Raw genomic sequence first — 20,256 nt, 5'->3', positions numbered from 1 at the left:
GTGCCCATTATATACATCGATTTGAGTATTTCTGTCTAAACCAGCAGTTTTATCCTATAATAAATTTCAATTATTCCTTCCCATTGCTCTTAATATCAATTCAATGACTGCACAAAGCTCAAAGAATTCAACCTATGGTTTGCTTAAATTCGTCAGCCGACTTCCGCTCCCAATTACGAGATTGATGGCAAGCAGTCTTGCGGGCATTGTAAATCTATTGAAGACTTCCAAGACCTCAGAAACTATTCGCTTTAATCTGAAAATTGCACTTCCGGAGCTTTCAGAGCAGCAACGTGAAGAGATTACGCGTGCCTCAATCCGGAATGAATTGATGTCTTATTTTGAGTTCTTTAGTATTTGGGGCTCGAGCAATGAAAAAAATCTTCAACGTATCCATCATGTAGAAGGACAACATTTACTTAAGGAAGCACTTGCAGCAAATAAAGGACTGGTACTGATTGTGCCGCATTTTGGTACCTGGGAAATCATGAATGCTTATCTCGCTCAATTTACTCAAATGAGCATCATGTATAAGCCGGTCAAAGATCCTGCTGTGGATAACTTTGTTCGTGAGGCACGGAGTCGTGAGCAGGCTACCTTATTACCCACCGATGAAACAGGCGTTCGTCAGATTTTTAAAGCCTTGAAACAAGGCGGCACGACAGTGATTCTTCCAGACCATACCCCAACTGCAGGCGGTGAATATATTCCTTTTTTTGGTGTACCACTCAGCTCAAGCAACCTCAGCGCCAAACTGATTCAAAAGACCAAGGCAAAATGCCTGTTCCTTTTTGCAATGCGTAATACTGAAGGAGGCTTTGATGTATTCTTCGAGCCACTCGATGAGCAAATCTATAACTCTACCCCGAATCAGGGTACCGAGATTATTTTCAAGAAAATGGAAGAATTGATTCATCGTTACCCGGAGCACTACCATTGGAGCTATAAACGCTTTAAAGCGCATGAGTCTCTGGGCGGCACCATTTATCGCATTCCACAGGATGAAGCACTGGCTAAAATTAATGATCTGCGCCAGGCTTATCAGGACGAACAGGCAAAACTTGCAGCAGAAACTTTACAGACTTTAAATACGAATACAGCTATTGAATCTTAAGATTTTCTCTCTGCAACCATCTATATTTAGATCGATAAGATGCAAGGTGTATCTGTTGTTCTTTAATAAAAAACTCGACGCTACCGTGCTCTGGCGTACTTAACAGTGGAATATTTAAAGCTTGTAATCGTGCTTGAGTCAATCGACTGGGATGGCCATAACGATTAAATCGCCCAGCAGAAGCAATCGCGATTTTGGGGCGGTAATGCTGTAAAAACTGATAGGCTGAACTGTGCTGGCTACCATGATGCCCCAAGATCAACACATCGACTTTTAAATCCGGATAATCTCTTAGCAAATGAAACTCAGTTTGCCAGCCTGTATCGCCCATCAGTAAAAAATGCTGATAAGGCCAGGCATCTTTAACTTGTATATGGATAACACAGGAATTTTCATTTTTATCAGGTTTAAACTGATTAAGTGAGTCTGACCGCGGTGATAACACCTGAAAATAAACCTGTTCATTCCAGTTCCAGGACTGTCCCTGCTGACATAATTTAAATTGAGTACTTTCATTCAGTTCAGGCTGTTCACTGGCGATAAGCTCTGAAACCTTAAGTTGATCACGGATATGCATATAAGCTCCACTATGATCCTGATCCAAATGGGTCAATACCAGCTGATCAAGCTTAGATATTCCCTGCACGGATAGAAATGGAAGAATAATCTGCTCACCGATACTAAAACGACTTTCATCATAATTACCACCAGTATCCACCATCATGTTATGTTGGCCTTGACGGATAAAGATGCTTTGACCCTGCCCCACATCCAGCACATGCAATTGAAATGGCGAATGATAAAGCGGTATTGCCATGATGGGGACCAGTCCACACGCTGCCCATGACTTGGGTACCGCTCCACGCGGTATAAAAAGAATTACAAGAATAACTACACTCAATATCAGTAGCCATGGTGTCATTGCGACCGGGATCAGTTCAGGTGAAAACAGATGATCCAGTAGATTTAAAAAACCAAGTAACATACTGATCATCAGATCGTTCATTTGAAAGATCAGTGCCGCGAATGGTTCCGCAATGAAGAAAAATAGAGCGGCAATAATATCCAGTGGCACAATAAGTAGACCAATCCATGGAATCGCGAACAAATTACTCAATGGTGCGATCCAGGCCAGCTGTTTAAAGAAAATAATCATTAAGGGAAATAAGGCGACAAAAATTTTCCACTGAGATTCAACTAAAACTTTTACTGCAAATATATACGTTGTCCTGGACTTTGGATTACATCTCGTGGTTGTCGCTGTATGGTCTGATAAATTCGCAGCAAGACAAAACAGGCACCATAAGACAACCAGAAGGCTGCGGACAAAATACTAAAAGGATCCAGTAACAGTAATATTGCTGCACTTAAGATCAGTAACTTTAAAGGTTGCACATACTGCCTTAACCAGATACTGGCCGTGATCATCACACAGATCAACAAGGTACGTAAGGCCGGAATTTCAAAACCCACAAAGGCGCAGTACAGCAAGACACAAAGTAAAAAAGGTATACTCAGGTAATATTGTCTGGGCCATTTCAGATAAAGAGCTGGAAAAATCCTGGCTGTCAAAAACTGTAAACTCGCACAGAATATCAGTGCAAAAATCACTACATGCGGCCCCGAAATTGCCAGCAGGTGACTCATACCAAAACGGCGAAACTGCTGTTCAATTGCTGGATCCAGTAAACTCTCATCTCCCGTTAGCAGAGCCAACATCAACCCTTTGTTTCGTATTGGCTGTTGGTAAATAAATACTCTTAACTCTAATCGTTTTTGTTCAATCCAAAGAAGTAGCGAGGATCTTAAACTTTGCTGTTGGCGTAAATGCTGGCTAAAACCGAGTGCATAAACTTCCTGCTGGGTGAAAGGCTGAATCTGTTGAATACGAAATCCTGCCATCAGGTTTTGTTCGAGATACCATTTCTCCACATCGAATGCACCAGGCGTGGCATAGGCATGTGCCGGTCGTATCTCACCAATCAGTCGGTAATACTGCCCCAGCTGTAGCTGATTTGACATATTAGACGCAGCCTGCACTGGTCTTTCCTGCTTAACAGAACCCAGCCACTGCACTAGCGTCCCATTCGGCTGTAATACCTGTAAGGGTTGCTGAATACTGGCGGTATTTATTTTGTTGAGCCGGGAGATATAAACGATAACTTCTCGCTGCCCAACTTCTTTCTCGATAAATTGCAATCGCTGATCAAGAGCATGATTGGCAAAGCCCTGCCCTAATAAAAAGCTCAGACTTAAGGAAAATAAAATAGAAATAAAACGTAGATAAACATGATGCAGCCTTAAATGGATGACCCGGTAGATAAGCAGCCATACCAGCATAATCAGGCAGACTGATCCTGCTGATAACTGGTATTCAGCTTTACTCCACCCCATTGTTGTCAAGCCAAGAATCCAGCCTACACCTAGCCATTGCAGCATGATTTTTCTTTTTATTGTTATTTTATGACGCAATAATAAAGCCCACCGGAGTGAGCTTCAATCAAAGAGGATTATTCCAATATTTTTAAGACAATATCAGTCATTCACCCATAACCCATCCTGCATATGCAGAATACGGTCTGCTGACTGAGCCAATTGCTCATCATGGGTTACGATCAACATGGCCATATTGAACTCCTGACGTAATTCGGTCAGTAGCTCAAATATTTTTACCGCAGTTTTACGATCCAGATTCCCGGTCGGTTCATCGGCCATCATCAATTTTGGTTTCCCCACTAAGGCACGCGCCAAGGCCACACGCTGGCGTTCACCACCAGACAACTCGCCCGGTTTATGGGTTAAACGATGACTTAAGCCCACACGTTCCAGCAAATACTCAGCTTGTTTTTTACTTCCTTGAATTTGCTGGCCTTACGTAGCATCAGTGGCATCGCCACATTTTCAAGCGCGGTAAACTCAGGCAGAAGGTGGTGGAACTGATACACAAAGCCCAAGTGCTCATTACGCACATAACCGCGCTCAGCTTCAGACAGCGTATCAAAACGCTGGCCGTTCACCATCACGTGACCCGAAGTTGGACGATCTAAACCACCGAGCACATGCAGCAAAGTACTTTTGCCTGAACCACTTGAACCAACAATTGAAACAAATTCACCCGCCTGCACCTGCAAAGACAGACCACGGATCACTTCAACTGTAGATTTACCATCGGTAAAAGATTTTTGAATATTCTGGGCATCTAGAATGATATTACTCATAACGTAATGCCTCCGCAGGCTGAATCTTCGCTGCACGTAGCGCAGGATAGATTGTTGCTACAAAACTTAAGACCAATGACAATACGACAATCAGCACTACATCCTGCCAGCGTAGATAAGACGGCAAGTAGTTAATGAAGTAGGCATCAAACATATGCAGACCTAAGGTATTGTTCAGCCAGCCCACCAGACTACTAATACTGGTTGCAGCAATAATACCCAGAATTGCGCCGCCACAGGTACCAATTACACCAATGACAGTGCCCTGCACCATGAAGATTTTGGTAATAGTCACAGGTGAAGCACCTAAGGTACGTAAAATGGCAATATCCGATTTTTTGTCGGTTACCACCATTACTAGAGAGGAGACAATATTAAACGCTGCGACCAACACAATCAGGAACAGCAGCAAGCTCACCATTGCCTTTTCCATCTGAATGGCACTAAACAGGTTACCGTGAGTATAAGTCCAGTCAGAAGCATAGAAGTTTGCTGGCAAATTCATGACAATATCACGTGAAACTTGTGGTGCCAGGAAGATATCATCCAGCTTCATGCGGATCCCCTGTGCACCATCTGGCAGACGCAGCAAAGTTGCCGCATCATTCAGGGCGATATAGCCCATCATTGAATCCACTTCTGCACCAATACTGAATATCCCGACCACATTAAAGCGCTTAAAGCGTGGCACTACACCAGCAGGTGACGGCGTGGCTTCCGGCAATACCAAGGTAATACTGTCGTTTAAACCGACCCCCATTGAGTCTGCCATCTGCTTGCCCAGCACAATTCCGAACTCGCCTTTTTTCAGCTGATCGATACTGCCTTCAACCATATGATTTTGAATGATAGAAACATTCTTTTCATAATCTGGTTCGATTCCTGTGACCATGATCCCGGCAACCTGCCCTTGCGCAGTCAACATTCCCTGTAACTGGGTAAATGGAGCAACACCTTGAACATGTTCATGTTGTTCAATTTTTTTGCAAGTTCAGGCCAATTTGTTAAAATTTGTGTTGAAGAAACAGTGGCTTGAGGTATCATTCCTAAGACACGATTTTTTAATTCTCGATCAAAACCATTCATTACAGACAGTACTGTAATGAGGACTGCCACACCAAGCGTGAGGCCGATCATAGAGACTAAAGCGATAAAAGAAATAAAGTGGTTACTGCGCCGTGCGCGAGTATATTTCAACCCTATGTACAGCGAGATTGGTTTGAACATAACCATCTAGTCCGAGGTAATAAATTATGGAAAATTTACAGCATCAGCATGGAGTTACTGAAAGACGTGTCATGTCACGCATCGATGCTGCCTTACGAATTAATTATCAGATTATTTCCGATGATGTAGCCTTAAATGATCCTTACGATGCTAATTTCGTATTGCCCCGCTATTTTCTACTACTTGCTGAGTTAGATCAATTTGATCATGCACTCAACTACGAATTAGAACAATTAGCTGAAAAAGATCAACAAATTGCTCGAATCTTATCCTTATTTAACCAAAAATTAAACCTGATCACCGGGTCTTTATACGATTCAATTGTACAGAGCATGTTACCTGTACCTGAAGACGTGAACTTTTCCGAGTCTGGCTTAAGCTTTTTCAGTAAACATCTCATCAAGGAAGGCACCTATATTCACCTGACCTTAAGCCATCCGGAGAACTTCTTCCATATTGCAGCGACAGCGCAAGTGGTTTATAGCCGTGCCGAAGATAATGGTCAATTCCGCACTGGGGCTTATTTCATTACTCTACATCCACAGGACCGGGCAAAAATTAGCGAATGTGTGAAAGCTTACGAAATTCCATAATCTGACTAAATTATTGATTTTTATGACGGGCCTGAATACTCGCCCGAATTTCTTTCAGGAAATATACAACAAGACCAGACAATAAAATTACGACCCCGACCAAAGCAATGAGGGGCAATTTTTCATTATTCAGTAAAGCGCCTATCATTAGTGCCAACATCGGTGTCAATACATTGGTAAGCGACAAGGTAGTCGGTTTGATCTGCTGCACCAGTTTAAAATAACAGAACATAGCAATCAGCGAAGCCATTATCACGGCATACCCTAATCCAAATAGACTCTTGGCATGTGGCATGGCAGTAGGTGCGTATTGCCAGATAAAAGGCAGCATACCGATAGAGAAGATTACCGACAAGCCAATTGAGCCTGCTGCCTGTGCCATCGGGTCAATTGGCGCATTAATCTTTTTCACCCAATACATAGACATGCAATAAACCAGCACACCAAACAGCGCAATCACAATCCCTACAGGTTGAATATGCTGATCCGCATCCCCCAGACAAATGATGGAAAGTCCTGTTAAGGCAATTGTCATCCCTAGCCATTGATTGAGAGAAAGATGCATCCCAAACATGAAGCGCCCAATCAGGCCGGAAATCACAGGTGAAAGACCAAACATCAGGGCAATGATACCGGAGCTAAGATAGTCTGTAGACCAATAGGTAAAGGTCTGCGAGCCGATAAAACTGCAGGCCCCTGCCAGATAGCTGTGCAAGGAAACACGATCAAATGGTAACCGGGTTTTAAACAGCCAAAGTAGTCCCAAAGCCAAAGGCAGAGCCAGAAAGAACCGGATTGCCAATGCCCACATTGGATGTAGATCTTCCACACTCCAGACAATTGCCAGTGGTGTGGTGGACCAGATGAAAACCAGTAAGGCATAGGTTACCATCAGGTTACTTTGTTTGGGCATTTGAAAATTTTCTCGTTATTTTGCAGCTGTTTTACGCTTTTGCTTTTGAATGGTTTGATCGAGTGAACTGGAAAACTCGCGTTTATCACGCTCAGAAATTGGTGGCGGTCCGCCAGTTTGTACCCCTGCGCCACGCAGCGTATCCATAAAATCACGCAAATGCAGACGCGCTTTGACATTGGCCGTGGTATAGATTTCACCTCGTGGATGAATGGCAATACCACCTTTTTCAATGACTTGTGCCGCCAGCGGAATATCCTGGGTAATCACGATGTCATGTTCATTCATGCGATCTACAATTTCCTGATCTGCCGCATCGGCACCACTGAGTGCCTGAATCGATTTAATACGAATTGAAGGAGTGATCCCTACAGGCTGGTTTGCTACAAAGGTCACTTCAAGCTGATAACGGTCTGAAGCGCGAATAATGACATCTTTAAGAATACGGGGTAATGCATCGGCATCTACCCAAAGTTTGAATGGCAACACGCATGGGTCCGGGATAGAAATGAATATCATCTATTCTAGCAAATGCAGTGCTCATCGTTCCGGTTTTCTTTATACCCTTTTGATATGATCATGTTTGGTACACCCTTTGGACAATTACAACTATGCTGATCTCTGGACTGCGAATAAGAATTGACAAGAATCTGATGGCAATTTAATTTTAAAATTCATCTGATTGACTTGAAAAATCAGAATGACCCTCGATTAACTATAAATAAGCAATCCCAGATCAATTGTGCATATGAAAAATTCAAACAGTCCTGAGATCATCACTATCGATGATCAAAACTTCGGTAGTCATGTTGAACACTGGAATCTCCTTACAGACAATCCAGGTACCGATGTACCGAAGTGGTTAACTCAGGCACTTGATGCCCCGGTCATGCCGATGGGTCTCTGCAAACAAGAATGTGATATGGATGAAAACACCTGGCTGATTCAGGGTCCGAGCAAGGCCACTGTGCAGTTAAGCCAGATCATTGAGGTGGAAAGCAATAAACCCAAAGCAGTCAAAACTGCCTTTCCATGCTTCGACAGTCCTTATAAAGTGAAGGCACAAATTGAACGAATTATCAGCTGCAAGTCCAATACTCAAGCGGTATTACGCCTGAATCTGGGTCTGAACAATATTGTGTATGCGTTTGACAGTCTGTATAGCGTCAATCATACACAATATGATAAAGATCAAAACTATTTGGTGAATCTGAATGCCTGGGCTTATGAACTCGAGCCTGTAGCGGAACATGAACATCTGATTGTCGACGACCCGGCTTCAATCAAGCATCATCGTGCGCTGAATGATATTTTGGCTGCCAATAATGGCGTTGCACCTGAAAATCTGCAGGAACAGATTGATGCGTGGGAACCTAAATCTGAAGATGATAAAGCTCCGGTGACTGTAGATTTCTCTAAAATGGTGGCTTACCTCTATGGTGAAACCATTGGTCAGGAAGATGAAGCCTGGTTCCAGGGTAATATTGTCGGTAAGACTTCAATGCAATTTATGGATCAGGAATACACACTTTATGATGTCACCCTGATTCATGATGAAGGTCGTCCTGCCACCCTGCTCCGTGTTGCTACACGCAATCCAGCACATAAAGACTTTAGTATCGGGCAATATATCCGTGGCAATCTATGGATTCAGGCCAACATTTATAGCAAAGCCTAAAAATTTTATAGTTTAAATTCAAAAACAGGAGATATTCACATCCGTTGAATATCTCCTGTTTTTTTAAATAAAGATTTTCATTAACGATTTTATTGAGCTGATTATTTTATCCACAGCTTACTCTTCTAAATACACTTTATGAATTCATAAATTAATCACTTATCCACAATTTTAAATTCAAATAAATTCATTTTTTAAAATAACGAATATTATTTATGATATTAGCAATACCTTGTAAACAGTGCTTCTTGCTTTTGCAGGATTAATAGGTAGATTTATTTAATGGACGAAAAAATAATAACTTTATGTAGTTAAATTAAGAATGTACTTTATTTAACCAATTTTTTATGATAAAAAGGCTCATAACAAATAGTAATTAACGATAAATAGATCGGACAATAATATCTATGAAAATCGTACAGGAAGAAAATTTACATCAAGTCGAGCATCATCTTCGCTCGAGCTATGACATTGACATGATGTCATGCTTGTTTTTTGCCTTGGGCATGCTGATCTGCGCCTTTCTACTTCATCTTTTCGTGTTTTAATTTTCAGAATCGGAAGATAAAAAAACCCAGCCTGAGCTGGGTTTTTTGCTTGCTGGATTTAAGCGTTGCGTTTTGCAAACTCATCCATGAATTTTACCAGTGCCTGAACACCTTCAAGCGGAACCGCATTGTAGATACTTGCACGCATACCACCTACTGAACGGTGACCTGCAAGGTTCAACAGATGATTTTCTTCAGCTTCTTTCAGGAACTGTTTTTCCAGTTCAGGTTTCGCCAAAGTAAATGGCACGTTCATCATTGAACGGTTTTCTTTGGCAATCGGGTTTGCATAGAAATCGCTAGAGTCGATATAACCATACAGCAGTTCAGCTTTTGCGAGGTTAGCTTTATAAATTGCGTCTACACCGCCCTGCTCTAACAACCATTCAAATACCAGACCTGACAGGTACCAGGCATAAGTTGATGGAGTGTTCACCATAGAGCCGTTTTTCGCTTGATCTGCATATTTCAGGATGCTTGGAATTTCCGGTTTCGCTTGATCCAATAGATCTTCACGGATAATGACCAGCGTCAGACCAGCAGGACCAATATTCTTTTGTGCACCGGCATAGATCAGACCAAATTTAGTTACATCGATTGGCGCAGATAGAATACTTGAAGAGAAATCACACACCAATGGCTTGTCAGTTTCAGGAATATGGGCAAATTGCAGGCCACCAATCGTTTCGTTATCTGCATAGTGCACATAAGCAGCAGCATCTGACAGGTTCCAGGTACTTTGCTCAGTAATCGCTAATTTACCGTCAGCAGTTTTAGTACCTGCTTCAATGACATTGATGTCACCATAACGTTTTGCTTCTTTTAGTGCTTTTTCAGACCAGATACCAGTATGGATATAGTCAGCCTTGTTGTTTTTACCGAGCAAGTTCAACGGAATTGCAGAGAACTGTAGCGATGCACCACCCTGTAAGAACAATACTTTATAATTCTCAGGAATGTTCATGAGTTTGCGTAGATCTGCTTCTGCTTTTTCAGCAACTGCGACGTAGTCTGCACTACGGTGACTCATTTCCATGATCGAAAGACCCTTGCCCTGCCAGTCGAGCATTTCAGCTTGAGCTTTTTCAAGAACGGCAGTAGGTAATGCAGCAGGACCAGCACAGAAGTTGTACGCGCGCATGATTTTTCCTTTCAGAGTGAAACACAATAAAATGATGGCATTTAACCATATCTGGACTTAGCTTGCACAAAATTATTTCAATCCATGAATGAAGATAGAGTCAAAAAATCAATGTAGATTCGAGGGATAAATTAAACAACCCAAGCTATTGATTAATATTTAAACGACAATCTGCGTCGCGAAAATTGATTACTTAATAAACAATCTCTTGATTTGGTGATATTTTATACAAATCAATTAACTAGGACTGTAATATGAGTACATTTTTGGATTTTTTTAAAATTTCTCCTCTCTCAGTAAAAGTGGAGTTTTTTAACCCTGACCTTGAAAAAGATAGCCCACAATTTATTGATAGCTATTATCTAACTTGGGCTAATGATGATTACTCAAAAAGAGCATTACAAACACAAAAAATTTTCATGGAAGAACTAATGCTTGCATTAAAAAATGAAGATAATGATAAAGCATTTCGACTCTGTTCCCATTTTTCAGAACCTAAATTTACTGGAATTGGTGTTTCAAAAAATAGCGTTAATGGTAGAGGTTCTAAAGATATTAAAGTTGAAAGAATTATATCGTGCTTAAAAGCTTCTGAAGCCGCTAAAACTGGAAATTTAGAAGATTTGGAAGATTTAATCTTAGTAACTGAAGGAATTGGTGCAGATACTATTTCAGACATTACTACAAATATTTGCCTAAAACACTTTGCTGAATACACTAAAGATCAGTGTTTAAAATTAGGGATTCCTTTAGAAGAAACTAGTCAATATTTTTATTATTTCTGCGACAATACACGAGAGTGGAAAAAATCTAAATTTGAATTACCTCATGCTCCATGGGGAATAAACAAATGTTATGGTCCTGTAGTACTACTTCCTTCTCAGATTCTAGATAGCATAATTAGCTACAGTCATAACTACTTATTTACCAATATCGCCACTCCTATATATAAGGATGAAGCTTTAACTAAATTCCCTTTAGCTTCATTTATTTATTCGGTTAAGAGTACTGGAGAAAAAAGAGTAAAAGCAAAACAGCTTAGGGAACAACATCCTGAATACAGAGGTAATAAAAAGAATATGGATAAATTAATAGCCTCAAATCCAAGACTTCTTAAAGAATATAGAGAAAAAGTAGCTAGAAAACGTTATTTAAAAAGAAAAGGTAAGAAAGAGGATTGAAGGGATGCAAATGCATCTTTTTCTTTTATCATAGAAACAATACTATAACTTTCCTTTTCTCCTGCCCTGCAAGCACTTGATTTATAATGCCCATAAAACTGATTTAATGTGCTTTTGCATCTCTACTTTATGAATATGAAGAAAAATAAACGATGTGTTTACTGGGGTCTGTCTGTACTTGCATCCATGATGTATGGCAGCTTTGCCTATGCACAAACTATCAGCTTTCAGGATGCAGAACGACAACTGCTGCAACGTTCCTATACCAGTCAGGCTTTCCAGAATCTGGAACAGGCTGCAAAACTTGAAGCAGAAGCGGTTAAAGGCATTGGTCTGCCACGGATTGATCTGAATGTCCGTGCCTATGCCTTTCGTAATGAATTAGACATTCCTTTAGGTGCTGTTAAAAATAACCTTGAGCAGTCACTTACCAATGGCTTAAATAATAAAATTGATGAGTTTAATTTAGACCAGGCTATTGCCGACCCGCTTAAAGAAAGCCTGAAGCAACCTATTCAGGATGGTGTTGGTTTAATTCCAGATTCATCCAATGTCGTACTTAGAGATGAAGTTATTCGCCCTACTATTTCAGTGATGATGCCACTTTATACCGGCGGACTTACCAGTAGTGCCAAAGAAATAGCCAGCATTCAGGCGGGACGCAGTGAATTGAGCAACCAGCAACAGCAGGATACACAACGCTTTGAACTGATTCAGGCTTATTTTAATGTGCAACTGCAAAAACAGTTATTGGAAGCCGCACGTTTTAATTCAAATGCCATGCAGCAACATTACCGTAACGCGCTGAAAATGGAACAGCAGGGATTCATCAGTAAGGGTCAGCGTATGCAGTTTGAAGTGGCGCGCAACAATGCTGATCGAACACAACAAAATACTCAGGCGAATCTAAATGCTGCCTTATTCCAGCTGAATAACTTTCTACAGGACAGCCATATTACCGAACTGAGCACACCTTTATTTGTAAATCGTGCTGAACCTCAAAATGTAAATATTCTGCTCAGCAGTTTTAGCCAGAACTCTCCGCTTATTAAAAAAATGAAAATGGATACTGAGCTGGCCAAAGCCAATGTTAAAGCCCAGCAGGCAACAAAAAGACCCAATGTATTTGCCTTTGGTGAATATAGCCTGGATGAAAACCAGAACTGGATTGTCGGCGTTGCAGCACGTTATAACTTATTTTCCGGCATTGATAAAAACAAGAATATTCAGGCTGCCGAACTGAAGCGCCATGCAGCAGAATTGATGACGGCACGTACCCAGCAGGAAATTGAGAGCCTGATTTATAAATCATTTAGTGAGGCGGTCAGCGCCCAGCAAAGTGATCTGTTATTACAACGAAACCTGAAAGCAGCACAAGAAAATCTGCGTATTCAGGAACTGTCTTTTAAGGAAGATGTTGGCACCGCGACGCAGGTAATTGATGCGCAAAATATGTTGAGTGGCCTGAAAGCTGAAATGGCCCTGAATGCCTATAAATACATCATGTCACTTGCCACTTTATTGCAAAGCCATGGCTCAATTACTGAATTTCCTGACTATATGCAACATGCCAATACCCACTATATTCGTTAATGGAGCCAAACATGACTGATGAGCAAAAGCCAGAATTTCCTGTTGATGAACCGGCTTCAGAAATGAATCATATCGATTCACCAAAACAAAGTCTTGCTGAAACTAAACAGGACAAATCTACCAAGAAATACCTGCTGTTAGGTCTGATTCCAGTCATCCTGGTTTTAATTGGCTTTGGCTTGTGGAAAACTTATCAGCCTAAAGACATCGAACTGCAAGGTCGGGTTGAGGCTGAAACCGTACAGGTCGCGACCAAGGTTCCAAGCCGGATTGAAAAAATTTATGTGCAGGAAGGTGATGACGTCAAGAAAGGTCAGGTATTAGTTAAGTTGCATAGCCCTGAAATAGAAGCGAAAAAACAGCAGGCATTAGCTACTTTACAGTCTGCATTAGCACTTCAGTCCACCGCAGAACGTGGTTCTCAGGAAGAAAATATCGCTTCTCTGTATGCCAACTGGCAGTCACTAAAAGCACAGGAGCAACTCGCTAAGACTTCCTATCAACGTGGAGCCAATCTATTTAAGGAAGGCGTTATTTCCCGCCAGCGCCGAGATGAACTGTTTGCAGCTTCACAATCTGCGTCGCAAATGACAGAAGCTGCGTATCAACAATATGCCCGGGCTAAACGCGGCAGTACACCAGAACAGAAAAGTTCTGCAGATGCTCAGGTCGATATAGCCCGTGCAGCAGTCGCTGAAGCCAGTGCCCTGGAAGCAGAGACCGAACTACTGGCGCCCATTGATGGTACAGTATCTAAAACCTATGGCAATCTCTCTGAGCTGGTTGCAACCGCAGTACCTGTGGTCAGTCTGATTTCGGCAGAACGCTGGGTCAGTGTGAATATTCGTGAAGACCAATATGCTTCCCTAGGTGAACAAAAGCAGCTCGAGGGTTTTATCCCGGCACTCAATAAAAACGCAATATTTAAAGTAAAAAGTATTAGTGCTGAAGGTGAATTTGCCACCATTAAAACCACACGTCAGACTGGTGGCTATGATGTTCGCAGCTTCAAAGTCCACCTTGTACCAGCGACTACAATTCCTGAACTGAAAGTTGGCATGAGTGTGCTGTTTAAGCTGCAAGAGTCTTCAAAATAATGTGGGCAGGTATCCGGCGCGAACTGTGCTATTTACTCAGGGAAAAATGGGATCTGGCCTTGGTTGTACTTGCTCCTGCCTGCATTTTGATTTTACTCGGCAGCATGTTTGCTCAAGGCAAGCCCGATCATTTAGCGATTGCGATTATTGATCAGGATCAAAGCCGCCTGAGTACCGAGATTTATAATCATTTATCGCTAAATCATACCCTACAGATATATATCGTTTCTGATCAGACCATTGAAGTAGAAAAACTGCTGAATCAGAATAAAATCTGGGGTTATATCCATATTCCTGCGGGCGCAGAACAACGATTAGTCACAGCCCAGGATGCTGAAATTAGTATTGCCTTTAATCAGAGCTATTTTAGTATTGGCAATACCATTTCTTCGGCTATGTTATTGAGCACGCTTCAGGCAATGGCAGAATTTACTGGCAGGCAGTATCTGGGTAATACCCTACCTTATCTGGATGCACCGACACCTAATATTAAAATTTCCCCGCTGTATAACCCGCAATTAAATTATGAATTTTATCTGGAACCTTATATGGTTCCGGCAATTTTACATTTGTTATTGTGCTGCTGTGTGGCGTTTGCTGTAGGACAGGAAATCAAGCGTCATACTTTTAATCATTGGATTAATGGACAAAATCTCTGGTCAGCATTACTGTCTAAAAATCTGGGCTATATCGCAATTTTCTGTTTCTGGACCTGGGTCTGGATGCTGTGGATGGTGGAGTTTCGGGGCTGGTTTATTGCTGGCTCATTATGGCTGATTTTATTGGCACAAGTCCTATTCTATAGTGCCTATGCCTTTATCAGTAGCGCGGTCGTACTGGCAACGCAGGATCTAAGCAAATCTTTTGGTTTGCTGGCAGTCTATGGCGGTTCATCGCTCAGCTTCGCCGGTGTCACATTGCCTCTCAATAATGCACCACTGTTTACCCAGCTCTGGGCCAATATTATTCCCTATACACCTTATGCCAAATTACAGACTGAACAGTGGGTGATTGGTAGTCCCTTATATCTCTCAGCTCAACCAATGTTCATACTGACTGCCTATGTGGTGCTTTATGCTGTATTGGCCTATGTATTTTTAAAGAAAATAGTGAAAGGAGTGTCCACATGAAAGCACTCTGGGCCGCTTTCTGTAAAACTTTTAAAGATATTGTTAGCAATACCAGTATTTTTACTACGTTAATCCTATCTGTACTGTTTTACAGCTTTTTCTATCCAATGGCATATAAGGCTGAACACGCAGAAGCCTTACCCATTATTATTGTCGATGAAGAGCAAAGCGACTTAACCAATACTATTATCAGTCATGTTAGCCAAAGCCCGAATGTACAGATCAAGGCAGTTACCGGAAATTTTGCGGAGGCCAAACAGTGGGTGGAGGCTCAAAAGGCTGACGGGATTTTGTTATTACCAGACAACCTTTCACAATCCATTCGACACGGTGAAAATGGCGGGATTGGGCTGTATTTAAGTGCAGCGAATTTCCTGATTACCAAACAGATCGGTTTAGGCCTGGTTGGTTCTGTCGAAAATACCTTAAGTGAATATGCAGAACGCTTTAGCGAAATTTCGCATTTCTCTCCTGCCCTATCGATTCACCAGATTCCACTATTTAATCCACTTTCTGGCTATGGAAGCTATGTATTTCCAGCGGTTGCCCCACTGATTATTCATCAGACGATTTTTCTGGGGCTCAGCATGTTGATTGCGCTGTATCGTGAAAATAAACAGGTGATCAATTTGACGACCTTATGTGGAATCAGTCTGGCAATTTTGACCATTGGCTGTCTGGGGTGCTACTACCTGTTTGGTTTCACCTTCTGGTTGTTTGACTATCCACGTGGCGGGAATTTCTGGGGCATGCTGCTGGCTGTTCCGGTTTTTGTATTCTGCATGATCGGCATCACGACCCTGTTCGCCAGTTTTCTGGATATGCCAGAGCGTGCCGGACATGTTATTGTCTTTACCTCAATTCCCTTATTTATGCTGTCCGGAGTCGCCTGGCCGCATGCCGCGATGCCCGTCTGGATGCAAATGTTTGGACAGGCCTTGCCTTCCACACAGATCGTACAGATGTTTATTCAACTGAATCAGATGGGCGTACCGACCAGCATGATTTTAGGGAAACTCGCCTATCTGCTGGTTGTTGGAATTTTTTGCTTTAGCTTAGGCTATTATCGCCTATGCTCACGCATTAAATAAGCTTGAACCCTGTTAAGCTAAAAGCTTATTCCCCATATACGCGGATATAAAAGTTCTGGATTTTGCTGCTGCCGTTGGGCTTGTCAAAGCTGACATCGTATTGCACCAGATTGTTTGGATAAGCGATTTCATAGCTGACCTTGTATTCACTTGGTTGACCTGATTTTTCAACAAAAGTTTTAACCATCAAAGTCTTAGATTTATACTCACCTTCAGGAATGGAATGCGAAAACTTCTTCATGGTTTTCTGATTTTCCTGAAAATACTGCTGTAATTTCGGATCCAGATAACTTAAAAATTCTTCATATTTACCATCACGCAAGTCGTTATAGGCAATTTCTGCTGCCTGGGCTTGGGCTGTACTTGGATCTGCTACCTGCTCAGTAGTGCTACAGCCGGCAAGAAGAGCTAGCCCAGCAAGTGACATCAATTTAGTTTTCATCATGGTCATTTCCAGTAAAGTCTGTAAAAAAGGACGCCGAAGCGCCCTTTTTATAAGAATTGAAGGCTTAGTCTTCTGCTGTATTTTCGCCATTTTGCGCTGCATCTACAGCCTCAGGAGTTTCAGCCAGATGATCTTCAGAAACTTCTGTTTCTTCCAATACATCCAATTCTTCATCTTCAACGGCTTCAATCGCTTCTACACCAACCAGTTTTTCATCTTCAGCCAGACGGATCAGACGAACACCTTGTGCATTACGGCCAGTTTGTGCCACTTCAGATGCACGGGTACGAACCAAAGTACCGCCATCAGAAATCAGCATCAACTCTTTAGATGCATCAATTGCCACTGCACCCACTAGCTCACCGTTACGTTCAGAGGTCTTGATCGCAATCACGCCCTTACCGCCACGTTTTTTGGTTGGGAAGTCATCTACAGGCGTACGTTTACCATAGCCATTTGCAGAGGCACACAGTACTTCACCCGTTTCAGGTACGACAACCAGAGATACGATACGGCTAATGAAATTCGCTTCAGTTGCATCTTCATCATCAGATTCAACCTCTGCATCTTCTGTATCTTCAACTTGCGAAGCACCGATGGTCACACGCATACCGCGTACACCTTTGGCTGAACGACCCATTGAGCGTACGTCTGTTTCTGCAAAGCGAATGGCTTTACCTTCGTTCGAGAACAACATGATTTGCTGTTCACCGTCAGTAATCGCAACACCAATTAAGGTGTCATCGCCATTCAGTTCAATCGCACGCAAACCGTTTGAACGAACATTCGAGAACTGTTCCAGTTCTACACGCTTAATCGTACCGTACTCGGTTGCCATAAACACATAGAAATTCTTGCGAACGGCTTCAGCTTGCTGAGCAAAGTCATTGATGATGTCGTCATCAAGATCAGTGGTTGAAAGCGCTAAGCCCAATTCTTTCAACTGAACACGCAGTGCATCAGAAATGTCATCTGCACCCTCTTCAGATTCAGCAAGTGCAGCTTCTAGTGCAGCAAAGTGACTGTTGATCACTTCGTTGCTTTGCAGCTGGGCAGCATTGGCTTTTACAAATGCTTTAAAGTCTGCCAAACGTTCTTTGAATTTCTTCGGTGCATCAATCACTGGCAAGATAGCAGTAATGGTTTCGTTGTCATCTAGGGGCAGCAAGTTCACCATTGGACGACCTTTGGCACCACGAGAGGCTTGTGGTACTTCGTAGACTTTCAAACGGTAAACCTTACCGACATTGGTGAAGCAAAGCACGGTTGCATGGTTCGAAGTAACCACCATATGCTGGATATAATCGTCTTCTTTCATGCTGGTTGCAGACTTACCACGGCCGCCACGACGCTGAGCCGCGTAGTCAGACAATGGTTGAGTTTTTGCATAACCAGTTTTTGAAACTGTCAGCACCATTTGCTCTTCAGGAATCAAATCTTCACGAGAAAAGTCGATACGTGATTCAACGATATCGGTCTTACGTGCATCACCATACTGCTGAAGAATCAGTGCAAGCTCTTCACGAATGACATTCATCAATAAATTAAAGTCATTCAAGATGGCAGTATATTCAGCAATTTGCGCAAGAATTTCAGAATATTCAGCTTGCAGCTTATCTTGTTCAAGACCAGTCAGTCGATGCAAACGCAGTTCCATGATCGCATTCACTTGGGTCGGTGATAAACGATAGATATCGCCATCAATACCGAATGGACGGCTAGGATCTTCACCTTCAATTTCGTCAGGACGTACAGAAACCGCGCCTGCTTTTTCAAGTAATGCTGCTACACCGCCTGCTGCCCACTCGCCCGCTTGTAAACGCTCACGCGCCTCAGCCGGGTTTGCAGAAGTTTTGATGGTTTCAATAATCTGATCGATATTTGCAAGCGCAACTGTCAAACCTTCCAGGATATGACCACGTTCACGTGCTTTGCGTAACTCAAACATGGTACGACGTGTCACGACTTCCTGACGGTGACGGATAAATGCCGCAATGATGTCTTTCAGGTTCATCAGCTTCGGTTGTCCATTGTCCAGACAAACCATGTTGATGCTGAATGAGTTTTCTAACTGGGTATTCTGGAACAGGTTATTCACGATCACTTCAGCGTTTTCACCACGCTTCAGGTCAATCGCAATACGCATCCCTTCTTTATCAGATTCGTCACGAAGTTCAGAAATCCCTTCGAGTTTTTTCTCTTTCACCAGCTCAGCAATACGCTCAATGGTTTTCGCTTTGTTGACCTGATAAGGAATTTCAGTGAATACAATCGTGCTACGGCCAGTTTTGGCATCTTCTTCGATGTGGTATTTACCACGGATATGCAAACGGCCTTTACCGGTACGGTAGGCATCTACAATACCCGATTTACCGTAAATAATACCGCCAGTAGGAAAATCTGGACCCGAAATATGTTCCATCAGCCCTTCAATGCTGATATTCGGATCATTGGCATAGGCTAAACACGCATTGATGACTTCAGTCATGTTATGCGGTGCCATATTGGTCGCCATACCTACGGCAATACCAGCAACACCATTAATCAACAGGTTAGGAATACGCGTCGGCATGACTTGTGGAATGCGCTCAGAACCGTCGTAGTTGTCTTCCCATTCCACTGTATCTTTTTCAAGATCAGCAAGGAGCTCATGGGTCAGCTTACGCATACGTACTTCGGTATAACGCATTGCCGCTGCACTATCACCATCGACAGAACCGAAGTTACCCTGGCCATCAACCAACTGGTAACGCAAGCTAAAGTCTTGTGCCATACGGACAATCGTTTCATAAACGGCAGAATCACCATGCGGGTGATATTTACCGATTACGTCACCGACTACACGTGCAGATTTTTTATATGCTTTGTTATAGTCATTGCCTAATTCGTGCATTGCGAAAAGCACACGACGATGAACCGGTTTTAAACCATCTCGTACATCTGGCAATGCACGTGACACAATCACGCTCATCGCATAATCGAGATATGAGCTTTTAAGTTCATCCTCAATGGCAATCGGTCTAATTTCCGATACGCTCATGCATACTCCTTATTCTACAGGCCCTGTTTGACCTGTATTTATATGTCGTAAATCCAGCTATAAATTGGTTCAAAAAACGCTGAACCAATATTTAAAATTCAGTCGGACAGTATAGCATAAATCAGGCTAAATTAAGCCGTTTCAGCCCCAACTATCCAAAGGATTTTTAGTAGAAATTTTAATCACTTCACAATATTTTGATATTAAAAAACCTCTGCTTGCAGAGGTTCATTTTTTTCTTTAAAAA

General features: G+C 42.3%; 13 protein-coding genes and 3 pseudogenes. 8 read left to right on the top strand and 8 right to left on the bottom strand.

Annotation, left to right across the window (positions count from 1 at the left end; translation table 11 throughout):
- The first annotated feature begins 103 nt into the window (after window positions 1-103).
- Window positions 104-1,114: a lysophospholipid acyltransferase family protein gene (locus HADU_RS00820; protein WP_034591971.1), complete on the top strand. Its 1,011-nt coding sequence runs from the start codon at window positions 104-106 to the stop codon at window positions 1,112-1,114.
- Here the strand turns inward: HADU_RS00820 and HADU_RS00815 are convergent.
- The 3 pseudogenes from HADU_RS00815 to HADU_RS00805 form a co-directional block, all read right to left on the bottom strand.
- Window positions 1,101-3,454, bottom strand: a pseudogene (locus HADU_RS00815) (DNA internalization-related competence protein ComEC/Rec2). The gene HADU_RS00820 and the pseudogene HADU_RS00815 sit on opposite strands and share 14 nt — an antisense overlap.
- Window positions 3,455-3,649: 195 nt before the next feature.
- Window positions 3,650-4,332 (bottom strand): annotated as a pseudogene (lolD, locus tag HADU_RS00810) (lipoprotein-releasing ABC transporter ATP-binding protein LolD).
- A pseudogene (locus tag HADU_RS00805) lies at window positions 4,325-5,559 on the bottom strand (lipoprotein-releasing ABC transporter permease subunit). The pseudogenes lolD and HADU_RS00805 overlap by 8 nt, the downstream one beginning before the upstream one ends.
- Window positions 5,560-5,585: 26 nt before the next feature.
- Between HADU_RS00805 and HADU_RS00800 the strand changes: the two are divergent.
- Entirely contained in the window at window positions 5,586-6,152 is a 567-nt protein-coding gene (locus HADU_RS00800; RefSeq protein WP_004815068.1) for a PilZ domain-containing protein, read from the top strand.
- 10 nt (window positions 6,153-6,162) lie between these two features.
- On the opposite strand, the gene HADU_RS00795 is transcribed toward HADU_RS00800, so the two are convergent.
- Together HADU_RS00795 and HADU_RS00790 are read right to left on the bottom strand one after the other, a co-directional pair.
- Window positions 6,163-7,065: a DMT family transporter gene (locus tag HADU_RS00795; protein ID WP_008302400.1), complete on the bottom strand. Its 903-nt coding sequence runs from the start codon at window positions 7,063-7,065 to the stop codon at window positions 6,163-6,165.
- 15 nt (window positions 7,066-7,080) lie between these two features.
- Window positions 7,081-7,584 carry a YaiI/YqxD family protein gene (locus tag HADU_RS00790; protein ID WP_171056623.1) on the bottom strand — a complete coding sequence of 168 codons (504 nt, stop codon included), beginning with the start codon at window positions 7,582-7,584 and terminating at the stop codon, window positions 7,081-7,083.
- 229 nt (window positions 7,585-7,813) lie between these two features.
- Here HADU_RS00790 and HADU_RS00785 point away from each other — a divergent pair, with 229 nt between their 5' ends.
- Window positions 7,814-8,743 (top strand): hypothetical protein, encoded by a 930-nt coding sequence (locus HADU_RS00785; RefSeq protein ID WP_004815058.1) that lies wholly within the window; start codon window positions 7,814-7,816, stop codon window positions 8,741-8,743.
- A gap of 606 nt (window positions 8,744-9,349) precedes the next feature.
- On the opposite strand, the gene serC is transcribed toward HADU_RS00785, so the two are convergent.
- A complete protein-coding gene (gene serC / locus HADU_RS00780; protein WP_008302395.1) occupies window positions 9,350-10,432 on the bottom strand; it encodes a 3-phosphoserine/phosphohydroxythreonine transaminase in 1,083 nt (360 codons plus the stop codon).
- Window positions 10,433-10,686: 254 nt separating this feature from the next.
- On the opposite strand from serC, the gene HADU_RS00775 reads away from it, so the two are divergent.
- The 5 genes from HADU_RS00775 to HADU_RS00755 all read left to right on the top strand — a co-directional run bounded on the left by HADU_RS00775 (window position 10,687) and on the right by HADU_RS00755 (window position 16,524).
- The gene (locus tag HADU_RS00775; RefSeq protein ID WP_008302392.1) at window positions 10,687-11,613 is read left to right on the top strand and encodes a hypothetical protein; all 927 of its coding nucleotides are present in this window, start codon (window positions 10,687-10,689) and stop codon (window positions 11,611-11,613) included.
- 129 nt (window positions 11,614-11,742) lie between these two features.
- A complete protein-coding gene (locus tag HADU_RS00770) occupies window positions 11,743-13,206 on the top strand; it encodes a TolC family protein (protein ID WP_034591968.1) in 1,464 nt (487 codons plus the stop codon).
- Window positions 13,207-13,268: 62 nt separating this feature from the next.
- Complete coding sequence (locus HADU_RS00765) at window positions 13,269-14,303, top strand: HlyD family secretion protein (RefSeq protein ID WP_413540694.1); 1,035 nt, start codon at window positions 13,269-13,271, stop codon at window positions 14,301-14,303.
- Complete coding sequence (locus tag HADU_RS00760; protein ID WP_008302387.1) at window positions 14,303-15,433, top strand: ABC transporter permease; 1,131 nt, start codon at window positions 14,303-14,305, stop codon at window positions 15,431-15,433. The genes HADU_RS00765 and HADU_RS00760 overlap by 1 nt, the downstream gene beginning before the upstream one ends.
- Window positions 15,430-16,524 (top strand): ABC transporter permease, encoded by a 1,095-nt coding sequence (locus HADU_RS00755; RefSeq protein WP_008302385.1) that lies wholly within the window; start codon window positions 15,430-15,432, stop codon window positions 16,522-16,524. The genes HADU_RS00760 and HADU_RS00755 overlap by 4 nt, the downstream gene beginning before the upstream one ends.
- Before the next feature lie 25 nt (window positions 16,525-16,549).
- Here HADU_RS00755 and HADU_RS00750 read toward each other — a convergent pair whose 3' ends face one another.
- Complete coding sequence (locus tag HADU_RS00750; protein ID WP_008302383.1) at window positions 16,550-16,966, bottom strand: DUF4878 domain-containing protein; 417 nt, start codon at window positions 16,964-16,966, stop codon at window positions 16,550-16,552.
- 67 nt (window positions 16,967-17,033) lie between these two features.
- On the bottom strand, window positions 17,034-20,009 hold the full coding sequence (gyrA, locus tag HADU_RS00745; RefSeq protein WP_008302382.1) for a DNA gyrase subunit A: 2,976 nt from the start codon (window positions 20,007-20,009) through the stop codon (window positions 17,034-17,036).
- Window positions 20,010-20,256 lie beyond the last annotated feature (247 nt).

This window comes from Acinetobacter sp. HA (assembly GCF_000264725.1).
Lineage (GTDB): Bacteria > Pseudomonadota > Gammaproteobacteria > Pseudomonadales > Moraxellaceae > Acinetobacter > Acinetobacter schindleri.
This window is presented reverse-complemented; position numbering and strand designations above follow the sequence as displayed.